Annotated in this window: 18 protein-coding genes; 7 read left to right on the top strand and 11 right to left on the bottom strand. The window is 53.0% G+C overall.

From position 1 onward, the window contains the following. Positions 1–13: 13 nt before the first annotated feature. The 3 genes from RHH53_RS05665 to RHH53_RS05675 all read right to left on the bottom strand — a co-directional run bounded on the left by RHH53_RS05665 (position 14) and on the right by RHH53_RS05675 (position 2,583). The gene (locus RHH53_RS05665) at positions 14–934 is read right to left on the bottom strand and encodes an NAD(+) kinase (protein ID WP_206201433.1); all 921 of its coding nucleotides are present in this window, start codon (positions 932–934) and stop codon (positions 14–16) included. A gap of 8 nt (positions 935–942) precedes the next feature. Then, positions 943–1,935: an NAD(P)H-binding protein gene (locus RHH53_RS05670; protein WP_149817603.1), complete on the bottom strand. Its 993-nt coding sequence runs from the start codon at positions 1,933–1,935 to the stop codon at positions 943–945. Between the two features lie 120 nt (positions 1,936–2,055). Beyond that, complete coding sequence (locus tag RHH53_RS05675; protein WP_225901668.1) at positions 2,056–2,583, bottom strand: pentapeptide repeat-containing protein; 528 nt, start codon at positions 2,581–2,583, stop codon at positions 2,056–2,058. A gap of 48 nt (positions 2,584–2,631) precedes the next feature. On the opposite strand from RHH53_RS05675, the gene aat reads away from it, so the two are divergent. From aat to RHH53_RS05695, 4 genes are all read left to right on the top strand, one after another. Next, a complete protein-coding gene (gene aat, locus RHH53_RS05680) occupies positions 2,632–3,222 on the top strand; it encodes a leucyl/phenylalanyl-tRNA--protein transferase (protein ID WP_206201435.1) in 591 nt (196 codons plus the stop codon). A gap of 159 nt (positions 3,223–3,381) precedes the next feature. Then, a complete protein-coding gene (locus RHH53_RS05685) occupies positions 3,382–4,146 on the top strand; it encodes a YgcG family protein (protein WP_206201436.1) in 765 nt (254 codons plus the stop codon). Between the two features lie 74 nt (positions 4,147–4,220). After that, positions 4,221–4,739: a hypothetical protein gene (locus tag RHH53_RS05690; RefSeq protein ID WP_024125793.1), complete on the top strand. Its 519-nt coding sequence runs from the start codon at positions 4,221–4,223 to the stop codon at positions 4,737–4,739. Between the two features lie 76 nt (positions 4,740–4,815). Further along, positions 4,816–5,076: a YkvA family protein gene (locus RHH53_RS05695; protein ID WP_206201437.1), complete on the top strand. Its 261-nt coding sequence runs from the start codon at positions 4,816–4,818 to the stop codon at positions 5,074–5,076. 3 nt (positions 5,077–5,079) lie between these two features. Here RHH53_RS05695 and RHH53_RS05700 read toward each other — a convergent pair whose 3' ends face one another. The 5 genes from RHH53_RS05700 to RHH53_RS05720 are packed head-to-tail and all read right to left on the bottom strand — an operon-like array spanning position 5,080 to position 8,653. Then, the gene (locus RHH53_RS05700; protein WP_206201438.1) at positions 5,080–5,349 is read right to left on the bottom strand and encodes a hypothetical protein; all 270 of its coding nucleotides are present in this window, start codon (positions 5,347–5,349) and stop codon (positions 5,080–5,082) included. Positions 5,350–5,351: 2 nt separating this feature from the next. Further along, positions 5,352–5,789: a M48 family metallopeptidase gene (locus RHH53_RS05705; protein WP_225901669.1), complete on the bottom strand. Its 438-nt coding sequence runs from the start codon at positions 5,787–5,789 to the stop codon at positions 5,352–5,354. Positions 5,790–5,801: 12 nt separating this feature from the next. Then, complete coding sequence (locus tag RHH53_RS05710) at positions 5,802–6,155, bottom strand: iron-sulfur cluster assembly accessory protein (protein ID WP_206201439.1); 354 nt, start codon at positions 6,153–6,155, stop codon at positions 5,802–5,804. Positions 6,156–6,195: 40 nt separating this feature from the next. After that, positions 6,196–7,632, bottom strand: coding sequence for a dihydrolipoyl dehydrogenase (gene lpdA, locus RHH53_RS05715; RefSeq protein ID WP_310744213.1), 1,437 nt, complete (start codon positions 7,630–7,632; stop codon positions 6,196–6,198). A gap of 58 nt (positions 7,633–7,690) precedes the next feature. After that, the gene (locus RHH53_RS05720; RefSeq protein ID WP_310744214.1) at positions 7,691–8,653 is read right to left on the bottom strand and encodes a DUF362 domain-containing protein; all 963 of its coding nucleotides are present in this window, start codon (positions 8,651–8,653) and stop codon (positions 7,691–7,693) included. Positions 8,654–8,795: 142 nt separating this feature from the next. Here RHH53_RS05720 and RHH53_RS05725 point away from each other — a divergent pair, with 142 nt between their 5' ends. Then, a complete protein-coding gene (locus RHH53_RS05725; protein ID WP_149817595.1) occupies positions 8,796–9,200 on the top strand; it encodes a hypothetical protein in 405 nt (134 codons plus the stop codon). Here the strand turns inward: RHH53_RS05725 and RHH53_RS05730 are convergent. Further along, positions 9,174–10,631: a site-2 protease family protein gene (locus RHH53_RS05730; protein WP_206201442.1), complete on the bottom strand. Its 1,458-nt coding sequence runs from the start codon at positions 10,629–10,631 to the stop codon at positions 9,174–9,176. The two genes, RHH53_RS05725 and RHH53_RS05730, sit on opposite strands and share 27 nt — an antisense overlap. On the opposite strand from RHH53_RS05730, the gene RHH53_RS05735 reads away from it, so the two are divergent. Both RHH53_RS05735 and RHH53_RS05740 read left to right on the top strand, forming a co-directional pair. Continuing rightward, on the top strand, positions 10,630–11,304 hold the full coding sequence (locus RHH53_RS05735; RefSeq protein WP_310438405.1) for an MBL fold metallo-hydrolase: 675 nt from the start codon (positions 10,630–10,632) through the stop codon (positions 11,302–11,304). The two genes, RHH53_RS05730 and RHH53_RS05735, sit on opposite strands and share 2 nt — an antisense overlap. Before the next feature lie 232 nt (positions 11,305–11,536). After that, positions 11,537–11,974, top strand: a complete 438-nt coding sequence (locus RHH53_RS05740) for an Hsp20/alpha crystallin family protein (RefSeq protein ID WP_206201444.1) — start codon at positions 11,537–11,539, stop codon at positions 11,972–11,974. Positions 11,975–12,076: 102 nt separating this feature from the next. On the opposite strand, the gene grxD is transcribed toward RHH53_RS05740, so the two are convergent. Then, entirely contained in the window at positions 12,077–12,400 is a 324-nt protein-coding gene (gene grxD, locus RHH53_RS05745) for a Grx4 family monothiol glutaredoxin (RefSeq protein WP_181496364.1), read from the bottom strand. A 61-nt stretch (positions 12,401–12,461) separates the two neighbouring features. Continuing rightward, a complete protein-coding gene (locus RHH53_RS05750) occupies positions 12,462–12,713 on the bottom strand; it encodes a BolA family protein (RefSeq protein ID WP_149817589.1) in 252 nt (83 codons plus the stop codon). Positions 12,714–12,719 lie beyond the last annotated feature (6 nt).

A 12,719-nucleotide genomic window follows, 5' to 3' on the forward strand; every position in this document is an offset into this window, starting at 1 on the left:
CCAGGGATTTGGACTATTCTTGACTATTCTTGGGGCGTGGTTTGGCCACATGGGGCAGTCCCCAGCCCAGTTTTTGCCGCAGCACATGGAAGAATTCTGGCGCACGCAGGCGAATGAAGCGGGCACGGTAGGGGGCACGTTGTACAAAAACTTGATCCTCCGGCTGAATGTAGCAGCCCGCATTGCCATCCACCACCAGAATGAGGTGCTTGAAGGGGTTCGCCGGATAGATCCACACCGGTTCGCTGTTGGCAAAGACAAGGGCACGGGAGGCTAAAGAGTGGGGACAAATGGGCACCAATTGTAAAGCCGCCACACCGGGGGTAATCACAGGGCCACCCGCCGAGAGGGCATAGGCCGTAGAACCGGTGGGGGTGGAGAGAATCAAGCCATCAGCAGCAATATCCACGCGGGCATGGGCACCCACATCCACTTCAAAGTGGCACATTCCCGTCAGGGGTTCTTTGTGGATCACCATTTCATTGAGGGAGAGGGCTTCCCAAATAACGGTTTGATCGCGGAGAACTTGAACCGTGAGCATCGTGCGATCTTCAATCGTGTAGTCGCCGCGCAGCACTTGATCAAGGGCAGGTTCTAAATCGGCGACATAGCCCTCGGTGAGAAAGCCCAAGTGGCCGGTGTTGATGGTGAGCAGCGGAATCTCACAGGGAGCCAACTGGCGAAAGGCAGAAAGCACAGTGCCATCGCCGCCAAGAACAACCGCAAAGGCCATGGAAGCATCAAAGCCGGGGGGCACCAGTTGATCAATGGGGGTATGGCAGACGGGACTATCGGGACGGGAATAGCCAAGAATGCCACCAATCCCCGTGGCCATGTGCACTTCCCAGCCCTGAAGCTCTAAGATTTGACGGACATGGGTAGCCAATTCGACCGCAAGGGGTTTGCCTTCGTTGTAGATGATCCCCGCCTTCACAGCAACTCCTAGGGGGTGGACTTAAAGGGACTGCGTTTTTTGCGTCCAGATTTTTTCTGTTTGGCTTTTTCGTAATCCAATTCTTTGAGTTTACGCAGAATTCGGGTGAAATAGTCCTGTAAATAGGCCTCAAGGGTCAGGGTTTCGCTGGGATCGAGGTCAAAGGTGCGATAGACTTCCTCCATCGGGGCATTGAAGACTTGACCACTGGCAATCACTTCCGTAAAGGCAAGGCGATCGCTAATGTTCCATGTCCACTGAAACCACTGGGTGGCCTGCCGTGCGGCTCGCAAAACCCCAATGGGCAAGCGAGTAATTTTTGCCTCCTGCCCTGAGAGATTTTCACATAGCTTAATAATTTCATCGGCTGTCCAAGCGCGGGTGCCCGCTAGATCAAAGGTTTTGCCATAGGTGGCAGGCCGATCAATGGCACGCACGGCAAATTTGGCCACGTCCTGAGTATCCATGTAGGCAATGGCGGTGGACTCTCCCAAAACCCAAATGGATTGATTTTCCAGAATCGGGATCGCATATTGGCCAATCAAGCCCTGAAAGAAGCCACAGGGACGCAGGATCGTGTAGTTTAGCCCTGATTCGCGCAAGAAGTCTTCGGTACAGTGTTTGATTTGCATCAGGGGCACGTGGGGATAGTCCTGCGCTCCCATAATCGAGAAAAAGATCAGGTGCTCAATATCAGCAGCTTGGGCAGCCTGAATCAAGTTGACTTTGCCTTGCCAATCCACTGCTTCGATGGTTAGGGTATCGGTGGGGCGAGTGGCAGAGGCATCAATGACCACTGAGGCCTTGGCGTACTGCAATGCCTCAAGAATACTGTCAGCAGCACAGAGGTTTCCCTGCAGAATGGTGGCGCCCCATTCCCGCAGAAACGTGGCTTTGGCTGGACTGCGGACAAAACAATAGACCTGATGTCCTTCATCTAAAGCGCGGCGCACAATTTGCCGCCCTAGGGTACCCGTACCGCCAACAATAAAAACGTTCATGAAAAACTCTAGTCATAAATCTTAACTTTTGTAATACTTTATCAGAATTCCCGACACGGGCGATCGCGCAGCGTGTTCTACGGACAATCGTGGGGATCATCCTGAGCAAACGCAGACGGATTAAGTGGCAAAGTCTTCACAGTGGAGCGTTTCCCATGTTTTGCGCCCCGTCACAGGATTAGTGCCACTGGCAACCTTGCAGAGCTTGCGTTGGGCGTCTTCCCGCAGTTCCACATCGGTAAAGTCAGCACCGGTGATAATGGCATCGTCAAAGTTGGTATTAAAGGCAAAGGCACCTTCAAGGATGGCATTGGTGAGATTGGCCTTGGTCAGCCGTGCGGTGTCCAATGTGGCGTAGCGTAAATCGGCACCTTCAAGGTTAGCCGTTTCCATGTTGGCACCAAAGAAGCTTACCCCCTGAAGATTGGTGTGGCTGAGGTTACTGTGGAAGAGGTTGGCTTTTGTGAATTCCGACCCCCGCAGATCCCGCCCGGAAAAATCCATATTGATCAGGGCTTCTTTCGTGTAATCTTCGGCGATCGCCCCCGTGGGGGTGAGCAGAATCCACAGGATGGCCAATAGCAATGCTACACACCAGCGCCAGTAACGGCTAATGGTTGTCGTGACAGCCGAGAATGAGAGTAGCATAGGCAACACTAGAGTTAATGTGAAGTGTCTATTGTTCAGATTATCAGCATGGAGATTTCTGAGGCCGAGTGGGTACGCGATACCTTTATTGATGATGGCTATGCCGAAGGCTACTTTCTCATGGGGGAAGGCGATCACCTAGAGTGGTACACCAGCCGCCAGCGGGCATTGATTCCCCTCGATGAGCGGTTTTGCTATCCGAAGTCTTTGCAGCGAGTGCTCAATCAAAATCGCTTTCAAGTTGCGATTAACCGGGACTTTGCTGCTGTGGTTGAGGGGTGTGCCGATCGCCCGAGTACATGGATAACACCCCGTCTTAAGGACGTGTACCATCTGCTTTACGGCACAGGTTGGGCAGTAAGTTTTGAAACGTGGCAGGGCGATGAACTGGCAGGGGGCATTCTCGGTATTGTGATTGGCGGCGCATTTATCGGCGAGTCCATGTTCTATCGCATCCCCGACGGCTCGAAAGTGGCGATGGTGAAACTGGTGGAGCATCTGCGGCGTCGCGGCTTTCTGCTGTTTGATGCCCAACTGCAAAATCCCCATCTTGAGCGCTTTGGGGCGTATGTTGTCAGCGATCGCGAGTATCGGCAGTTATTGGCACAGGCAATTCGTCAACCCTGTCAATTTCTCTAATACTCTCAGACCAGTGCCTGCGTCAATTATCTATCAAAAACAATTAATCTATTCTTAAACCAAACTTAGTCATAAATTAGTCATCAATACACACATTATTGAGAATGTTTTTGAGCAGAAAAGCTATACTGTGATTCAAGACGCACTCCCTTCAAAAAAATGATGACTTTGCGCTGGCGAAACCGCCCTTTGTTGCCGCTCCTTTCTGTGGTGGCCGGTTTGATGTTGACGCTGGCGCCGTCGCCGATTCAAGCCTATGTGCGCTTCCCTGATTTACCCGATACCTACGTCAACGATCTAGTGAAGGTGTTAGAGGATCCTCAGCGGGAACAGGTTCGCTCCGAACTTCAAGCGTTTCATCAACGCACGAATCAGCAAGTCCTACTGGTAACGATTCCTTCCTATCGCGATTACAGCAACCAACACTCAAGTTTTGAAGCCTTTGCCACGGATTTATTTAACCATCGGGGCGTGGGTAGCCGTTGGCGCAATGATGGCGTGATGATGTTGGTTGCCCCTGGCGATCGCAAGGTGCGGATTGAATTGGGCAGTGCCTATGGCAGTGGTTGGAACCCACGCATGCAAACCGTGATTGATCGCTATATGCTGCCGGACTTTCGCCGGGGCCAGATGGCGCAGGGCATCATGAATGGGGTGCGTGCTCTGCTCAATGAACTGGGGACCAATCAGTTGACCACCTCCAGTAGCTCTGTCCCCTCAACTTACACCAGCACTGCCGGCGGGGACATTATTACGGGCATCTTCATCATTGTTGGTCTGATCATTCTTATTCCTTCCAGCATCATTTCTGCGATCGTCAAGTTTATTTTCAATAGTTCCTCCAGCTATGACGACAGTTACTCGAGCCGCAGTGATGATGAGGGTGGGCATTCCTCAGGTGGGGGGGCTTCGGGCAGTTGGTAACTGGATTCACCCCTACTAGAATTGAAGGCCAAAATGCTAAAATAGCGTCGTTCCGTAGCATATGAGACACGCTCTTGACGCAGGCGACGAATCTTCCGGGCATTGATTCCCCCCAAATTGATGAGTTTTTGCAGGAATTAGCGACAATCCAAGACTCTGGTCCGAAGCGGATTGCGCTCCTTGGCTCGCGTCACGTCCCGATTACGCATCAGCACCTCATTGAAATGATGAGCTATGCCCTCGTGCTGGCGGGTAACCGCTTGATGACCTCAGGTGCGGTGGGAACCAATGCAGCGGCAATTCGGGGAGCCATGCGGGCAGACCCCAATTTGCTAACGGTGATCTTGCCCCAAAGTCTTGAGCGCCAGCCTCGCGAGTCCCGCCAACAACTGGATAAGGTGATGCACTTGGTGGAGAAGCCCGAAAACGATCACCTGCCCCTCGCAGAAGCCAGTTCCCTCTGCAATCAGGAAATTATTTCCCGCTGCCAGCAACTGATTTGTTTTGCTTTTCACGATAGCCACACACTGCTGCAAACCTGTGAACTGGCGGAAGAGCAGCATAAGGTGGTGACGCTCTTTTACTTTGATTAACCGCGGACGGTTTTCCCCACCTAGGGCCATTGAGTCCCTATGCCAGAATAGGAGCAGGATTCAAGGTTGATACGCCATGAGCGGCTTCTACAACTGGTATCGGAATGTGTTGCGGCATCCTAAATATCGCTGGTTGATCATTGCCGCCAGCTTGATCTATTTGCTCAGTCCTCTGGATATTTCACCCGATCTAGTGCCGATCATCGGTCAATTGGATGATGTCACGGTCATGGTGATCCTTGCCAGTGAGCTAACGCAATTGCTGGTGGAGCGGATTAAAAGCCGGCGATCGCCCAACATCACCACCACGGTAGATGTGGAAGCAGAGCAAGTTTAGGGATTAATCCCGCGATCGCAAGTCACTGCCAACAGAGCGCAGCAGCCAGCGGTTTTGCACATAACTCAGGGCACCGTTAATGAGTGCGGCGGCCATCAAGATGCCAATCGCAGGCATAAAGAGGGGTTCCCAGAGGCTGATCCAGAGATCAAAGCCAAGGGGTAGCGCCAAGGAGCGCCCTACAAGGGCAACCACAAACCAGCCAAAGCTAGCCAAGACAAAGAAGGTATCCGCCACCAAGAGCCAATTGATCACGTCCCGCAGCCGTGCCATAGCTATCCCCCCAATACCCACTGTTTGACGCGGGCAAGGGTCTCCCAATCGGGTTTGCGCTGCAGGCCGTCGGCAAAGTTATCGATGACCTCTTGGCGCAGCTCAGCGACAGCAGCAACAACGGTTTGCGCCAATTCAATGTGGGGACGAACCCCCTTTTGGCCTGTTTCTAGCATCGCTACCGCAAGGTTAATGCGGGCTTGGGGGTCTTCAGGATTTAGCTTGACCGCTTTTTGGGCGGCCTTCAGGGCAGATTGGGGCTTGTCATCGAGGAGATAGAGCCACGCTAAGCACGTCCAAGCGGCGCTACTTTTTTGAGCACGCTGGCAAATCTCTTTGAAGGTGGGAATCAGTTCTCCAGGCGGTGCCCCTTCTTTGTAGCGGGCGATCGCCGCCTCAAATTGACGTTCAACGTCACTCACGGGTTGAGATGTGGTCAAGGGCAGGACTCCTTAGGCAGAAAATGAGGTACCACAGCCACAGGTTTGGGTGGCATTGGGATTCGTAAACTTAAAGCCGCCACCAATAAGGGCGTTGCTGTAGTCGAGCACCAAGCCATAGATGTAGAGCATACTCTTGGGATCGGAGACCACTTTGAAGCCATCATAGTCAAAGACTTCATCATCGGGACGGATATTGGCGGGGTCTTCAAAGTCCATCGTGTAGGACATGCCGGAGCAGCCACCCCCTTTGACGCCGACCCGCAAACATAGGTCTTTGCCGTGCTTATCGCGGAGTTCAAGCACGTGCTTGAGGGCAGCTTCGGTCATCATGATTCCCTTGGCGGGTTGTGTGGCCTGTGTCATCACCCACTCCTGAAAGACTCCAAACTTTATCGTAGCAAGTTCAGCGGTGGCTCACCATCTCGTGGGCACGCTTAAAGGCTTCGTCAAGCACCTCCGAGAGGGTGGGATGGGTGTGGACATTAAAGGCTAAGTGGCTCACGGTTTGGCGATCGCGAATGGCATTGGCGGCCTCTTGAATTAAATCCGAAGCATGGAGACCAAAGATATGCGCCCCCAGTAGCTCGCCCGTATCCGCACGGAAGATCACCTTGGCGAGGCCATCGGTTTCCGTTTCCGCCAGTGCCTTGGAGTTGCCCTTAAAGTAGGTACGTGCCACTTGTACCTCAAAGCCTTCTTTTTCCCCTAGCTCACGGGCTTGGGGTTCCGTCAAGCCGACAAAGCTCATTTCCGGATGGGTAAAGGCCGCCGCAGGAATACTGCGATAATCCACTTGGCGCGGCCGCCCGACAATGGTTTCAACAACAGCAATCCCCTGCGCCGAAGCGGCATGGGCAAGCATCATTTTCCCCGTGGCGTCACCGATCGCCCACAGGTGGGGAACGGGTTTCCCTTTTTTCGTTACTGCCAAATACTCATTGACGGGGATAAAGCCACGCTTATCGGTGTTGACGCCCACACTCTCTAGGCCAATATCTTGAGTGGCGGGAATGCGACCGGTGGCCACAAGGCAGGCATCCACCTCTAGGACATCCACCACTTCTTTGGTTTTGGCATCCGCCAATTCAATGACCACTGGACTACCGGGAATCACCCGCTTGGCTAGGGTACCGCTGTAGGTTTCAATGTCGCGAGGGGCAATCAAGACCCGCTGTGCCTGTTTGGCAATATCTGGATCAAAGGTGGGCATGAGTTGATCCAGTGCCTCAATCATGGTCACTTCGCAACCCAAGGCGGTGTAAATATCGGCAAACTCTAGGCCAATATAGCCACTGCCAATGATGGCTACCCACTGCGGCAACCAATCCAGCTTAATGGCATCATCACTGGTATAAACGGTCTTGCCATCCACTTCAATGCCGGGGGGAACCCAAGGGACTGAGCCGGTGGCAATAATGATGTCCTTGGCCGTAACCGTTTTCTCACCCGTGGGGGTGGTAATGCTGACTTTCTGACACCCCGCTACTTTGCCCCGACCAATAAGGGTGTCTACGCCAAGGCGCTTGAGGCTGTTTGTCAGATCACTGCGGATTTTTTGTACCAAATTGGCGGCATGGGCAGCCACACCCGCGCGATCCACATTCACCTGCCCCAGTTGAATCCCCAAGGCTTGCCAATGACTGGCTTGACGCAGTTCTCGTACCCGTCCGGCTGCCGCAAGGAGTGCTTTTGAGGGAATACAGCCGCGATTGACGCAGGTGCCCCCCATTTCTGCGGCTTCGACAATGGCCGTTTTCAGACCGACGCTGACGGCATGCAGGGCAGCCCCATGACCCCCCACACCCGCACCGATAATGACGAGATCGTAGTCAAAGCTCAAGGACGGTTCTCCCCAACAGCATTTTCCTAGCTTATCAAAGGGCGTCCCCGCTGAGAACTTAGACCTTTTGGCTATAGGCGGTTAGGGGTTCCTTGATCCAGCGAATATAGAGGTGTTTGAAGGTGGACTTGAGGACACGCGGCGCACCAAAGTCAATGGGCATCATCTGCTGGGGTAGTTGCCAGTCTCGAACAGCTAATTCGTGGGGCTGTGCCAAGGGAAATATAATCTCACTCAGCTCATAGTTGTAGCCAAGGGCGGTGGCGGCACGTTGGGTAGGAATGCGCTCAGGATCCACATTCAGGATAGCCACGAGGGCGCGATCGAGGGCAAAGACATCACGACTGGCACCCAAAATATTCAGGGGGCGCGGCGTTCCCCCACTGGGGCCATTGCCTTCATGGCCAATAATGCCATCCACAATCGTGAGGTCGGGGGCGATCGCCCGTGCAGTTTCGACGAGCATGCGGCCAAAGCGATCAGCATCCTTACCCGCTTCCATATGCCACCATGCCTTCATTTTGCCGGGGACACAGCCAAAGAGATTCTTGACCCCAAGGGTGAGGGTGAGTTGCACATGGGATTTCACCTTGGGTAGGTTAATGACGACATCGGCGGCCATCGCTTCTTTGCTCAGGCGCAGGTGGGCAAATTCAGGATTGTCCGTAGCATAGCGATCGCCATGGAATTCAATGACCGGTAAATTCAATTCCTGAATAAAGGGCAAATAGCCATTGTTGCGGGCGACCCCCAATGCCGAGCCAAAGGCAGGTCCATCCCCTAGGAAGGGCTGTCCCCCCACCACCTGCACCATTTTGGCAACGCAATAGACCAGTTCTGGGCGAGTGACGCATTCGTGTTTTGGTCGTGCGCCGGTGAGTAAGTTCGGCTTGAGCAGCACGCGATCGCCCGGTTTGACGATCGCCGCCATTCCCCCCAAGGGCGCTAGGAGTTCCTCAAGGGATGCACTGAGACGGTCAAGGTCATAGGATGTTGCCCGCAGTAAACTCACGCTTGGCATCGGAGGCTCCTTGTCACTGGCATTGTTTCTCAACAGTGTGCCACAAAGATAAAATTGAGGCTTTGCAATCCCTGCCCAATGATCCTCTCAAACCAACATTAGATGATGAAAAAGCTGCAAAAAGATACGATAGAGAAGAGACATGTCTGCTAATGAGCGATCGCGAATGCCCCAAGGCCTTGAGTCAGAATTTCGGCAGCAGGTGGATCGCCTGCATCGCTTTACCGTTCTCATGCGCTGGAGTGTAGTGCTCTTTCTTTGGCTGACGGTTGGCACATTGAGTCTCTGGGGCTTCCGTTATGAAATTAGCCTGATGCGCGAGCACTTTACGTGGGCAGCGTTGCGTTATGGCATTCTCTTCAATCGGCTGCCGGCGATCGGTTTGGCGCTGTGCATTGGCATGACCCTGAGCGTTCTCTACTGGCAGACCCGCAACATTTTCTGGGGCAGATCCCCCAAGTGGCAGCAACGCCTAGAAAAACAAGTCCTGCGCATTCGTCAACAGGGGCAACGCCATCCCCTATGGCATTGGGTGTGTCGGCAGTAGCAAATCCCCCAGGGGTGCCGGCACCGGCAAAATAATGAGCAATAGCAACACCAGTGCCATCAAGCCAAGGGCATCGCGCCAGTTATCCAATTCACTGACATCATTGAGGGCAGGTTCATCAAAGGCGGGCATAAAGAAGAGGATCAAGGCCCAGACAAAGAGCCACGGTTGAATAAAGGAGAGAATCAGCACCAGTAAACGGCTGACTTGGCCAATGACTGCCCCCGCCCGATGACCATACATCGCATGGACAATGTGCCCCCCATCCAATTGACCCACCGGCATCAAGTTCAAAGCCGTCACCACCAAGCCCAGCACTCCCGCCACTGCCATCGGATGGAGGTGTAGCGCACTATCACTCTTGAGGGCAGCGCCAAAAATGGCTTTGGCAATCAGGGCAAAGAGAATCGAAATGCGGGGACTAAACACTTGGGGATTGAGGGGCTGCTCGGAAGCATTGGCGGGCAGTTGTACCACCTCGGACTGCTGTAGTCCCCAAACTAGAATCGGTAGGGTCACGAGCAATCCCGCAAGGGGACCCGCCATACTGATGTCAAAGAGGGCACGGCGATGGGGAACGGGCGATCGCATCTGGATAAAGGCCCCCAGTGTGCCCATGGCAAAGGGTAGAGGAATAAAGTAGGGCAGCGTTGCTTTGACGCGGTAATACCACGCAGTGGCAAAGTGTCCCAGTTCATGGATGCCCAAAATCAACAGCAGACTGACACTGTAGGGCAACCCCTGCCAGAGCAAACTGGGATTGAGTCGCAGTTCCGCCGCCGTCAGCTCAGGCGCTACGAGTGCCAAGCCAGCAACCGTTGTCGTCAGAAACGTTAAAGCCAATAGTCCAAGGCTGAGGCCGGGACGAAACAGCTGTTGGGGCTGGGGCAAGCGATCGCGGGGAATCAAGGCAAAAAAGGGCTTATTACTCAAACCCATTTGAAACATGACCAGAAAGCGATCGCCAAAGCGTTGGGCAATATTGCGCTCCACGGTTTCATAGACTTGGTTCGCATCCCCGCGCATTTGCCCCCGGCAGATCACCGCCTGCGGACGATACTCAATTTGTTGCAGATAGTACATGCCCCAAGGGAAACAGCTCTGCAATTGCGTTTCTTCATCCTGATTGAGGAGCTTGCCATTTTCCGTCGGTGTGGGCGGTGGGGGTGTGGGTGGTGCCGCTGGTAAGGAGGGCTGGCCTCGGCGCAAAAGCACAAGATAGAGCACCGAACTGGTGACAAAAACAAGGATCAACCATCCCGACGGCACAGGGGTATTCCCTAAAAGCAGCATCCAACCCCCAATAAAAAATGCTGGCAACATCAGCACCAGCCATAGGAGCCACCAAGGGGTTTGACTGACACGGGCAGCACTCTGGCGGACAATAAAGACCAAGATCAAACCCAATACAATAAGGGAAATCCATGTCATGATTTCGATCCCTGTGGCTCAACAACAGAAACCGCCCCGCCTTGTATTGCCCATGGTTTACGGGTTTCCACCAAACCGCGAGACGCTGGGAGGCACTGCTTATCTCATTGTAGAAAATGATGGCAATACCCTTATTGATTCCCCCCCTTGGACAGAGAGCAGCCAAAATTGGCTCAGGGAGCAGGGTGGCGTTCAGCGCCTCATCCTTACCCATCGAGGGGCGATCGCCCGCGTTCGTGAGCTGCAGCGCACCTTTAACTGTGAAGTAATCATCCATGGTCAAGAAGCCTATCTTCTACCCCAAGTGACCGTAACCCCGTTTAACCACCATCTAGCGATTAGTGAAACCCTCGAAATCCTCTGGACACCCGGTCACTCCCCCGGCAGCGCCTGTGTCTATTGGTCTGGCCAAGGGGGTGTTCTCTTTAGCGGTCGTCACCTACTCCCTACGCCGACGGGAGAACTGGCCCCCATCAAGACCGCCACCACCTTCCACTGGCCTCGACAACTGCGCAGTGTTGAGACATTAAAAGCCTTTTGTCGGCAGAAGTCCCTGAGTTATCTCTGTCCGGGGGCAAATATTGGTTTTCTGCGGGGGACACTGGCGATCGCCAACGCCCAAGCCATTCTGCAAGAAATCCCTGTTGATAACCTTTTGGCTAACAAGGTTTAATGTTTCCTTAATTTCCCCATCAGGATAATACAGGTTCGGGAAAAGGAACTTGGAGAGATCGTTAAACCCCACTTAGATCAAAACTTGCATCCTCTATAGTGAAGGTAGGCAGAGGGAATAAGCCCAAGCAATACCAAGGCAAACAAAAACAAAGTTAATTGTTGGTGCTGTTCTCTCTGTAAATCATCCCGTGGGCAATCTAAAACCTTAAGGAATACAGGAGGATCAGCGTATGGCACTCGTTCGTTGGGAACCGTTCCGCGAAATCGATGCGCTACAACGCCAAATGAACCGTCTATTTGATGAATTGATTCCCTTGACCGAACGTCGCAGCGATCTCAGCTTCTTGCCGGCAGCCGAACTCGAAGAAACGCCTGATGCTTTGCTTCTAAAAATTGAACTGCCCGGCATGGAGGCCAAAGACCTCGACATTCAAGTCACGGCGGATGCCGTCTCTGTCAGTGGTGAACGCAAATCTGAAAGCCAAAGCGAAAGCAATGGTATCAAACGCACCGAATTCCGCTACGGTAAATTCCAACGGGTCATTCCTCTGCCAGTGCGGATTCAAAACACCGATGTCAAAGCCGAATACAAAGATGGCATCCTGCACCTGACCCTGCCGAAAGCGGAAGAAGAGAAAAACCGCGTCGTCAAAGTGAACCTTGGCTAATCCGCCACTTTCTCGGCCAAACGGTCAAGGTTGTTGAACAGATGATGAAGCTCCCCCAGCAATGGGGGATTTATTTTGGGCGTCAGTGAAGGTGAGAAAAAACTATGAAGCTAAGGCCACCTCAACCAGTTGTTGCAACTCACCACTTTGGTATAGCTCAATGAGAATGTCCGAGCCACCAATAAACTCACCATTGATAAACACTTGGGGAATCGTTGGCCAGTTGGAATACTCCTTAATCCCTTGGCGAATCTCAAAATCCTCAAGGACATCCACCGTTTCATAGGGAACACCGAGGGCATTCAGGATTTGCACCGCATTGTTGGAAAACCCGCATTGGGGCATGAGCTTGCTGCCCTTCATAAAGACAATGATTTTGTTGCTTTTGACGAGGTGATCAATTTTGGCGTGGAGTTCGGGTGTCATCGTTGGCTTTCCCTCTTGAGTTCACAAGTGACAAAAGAACAGCAATAGATTGCATTCTAAATCACTGGCGTTGTGCCCATTGCTGGGGGGTATAGGTCTTGAGGGCAAGGGCGTGGAGTTCATTGCTAGCCATGAGATCCTTAAGGCTGCTATAGACCAATTGGTGCTGCTGCACCAGTCGCTTACCCTCAAAGGCGGCAGAGACCACTACAGCTTCGTAATGATCGCCACCCCCGGTCAAATCTTGCACTTGAACAAAGGCATCGGGCAAGCTGGATTGAATTAAGGTGGTTAGTTGTTCAGGGGTAACCATAGATAA

This window comes from Thermosynechococcus sp. PKX82, assembly GCF_031583255.1.
Taxonomy (GTDB): domain Bacteria; phylum Cyanobacteriota; class Cyanobacteriia; order Thermosynechococcales; family Thermosynechococcaceae; genus Thermosynechococcus.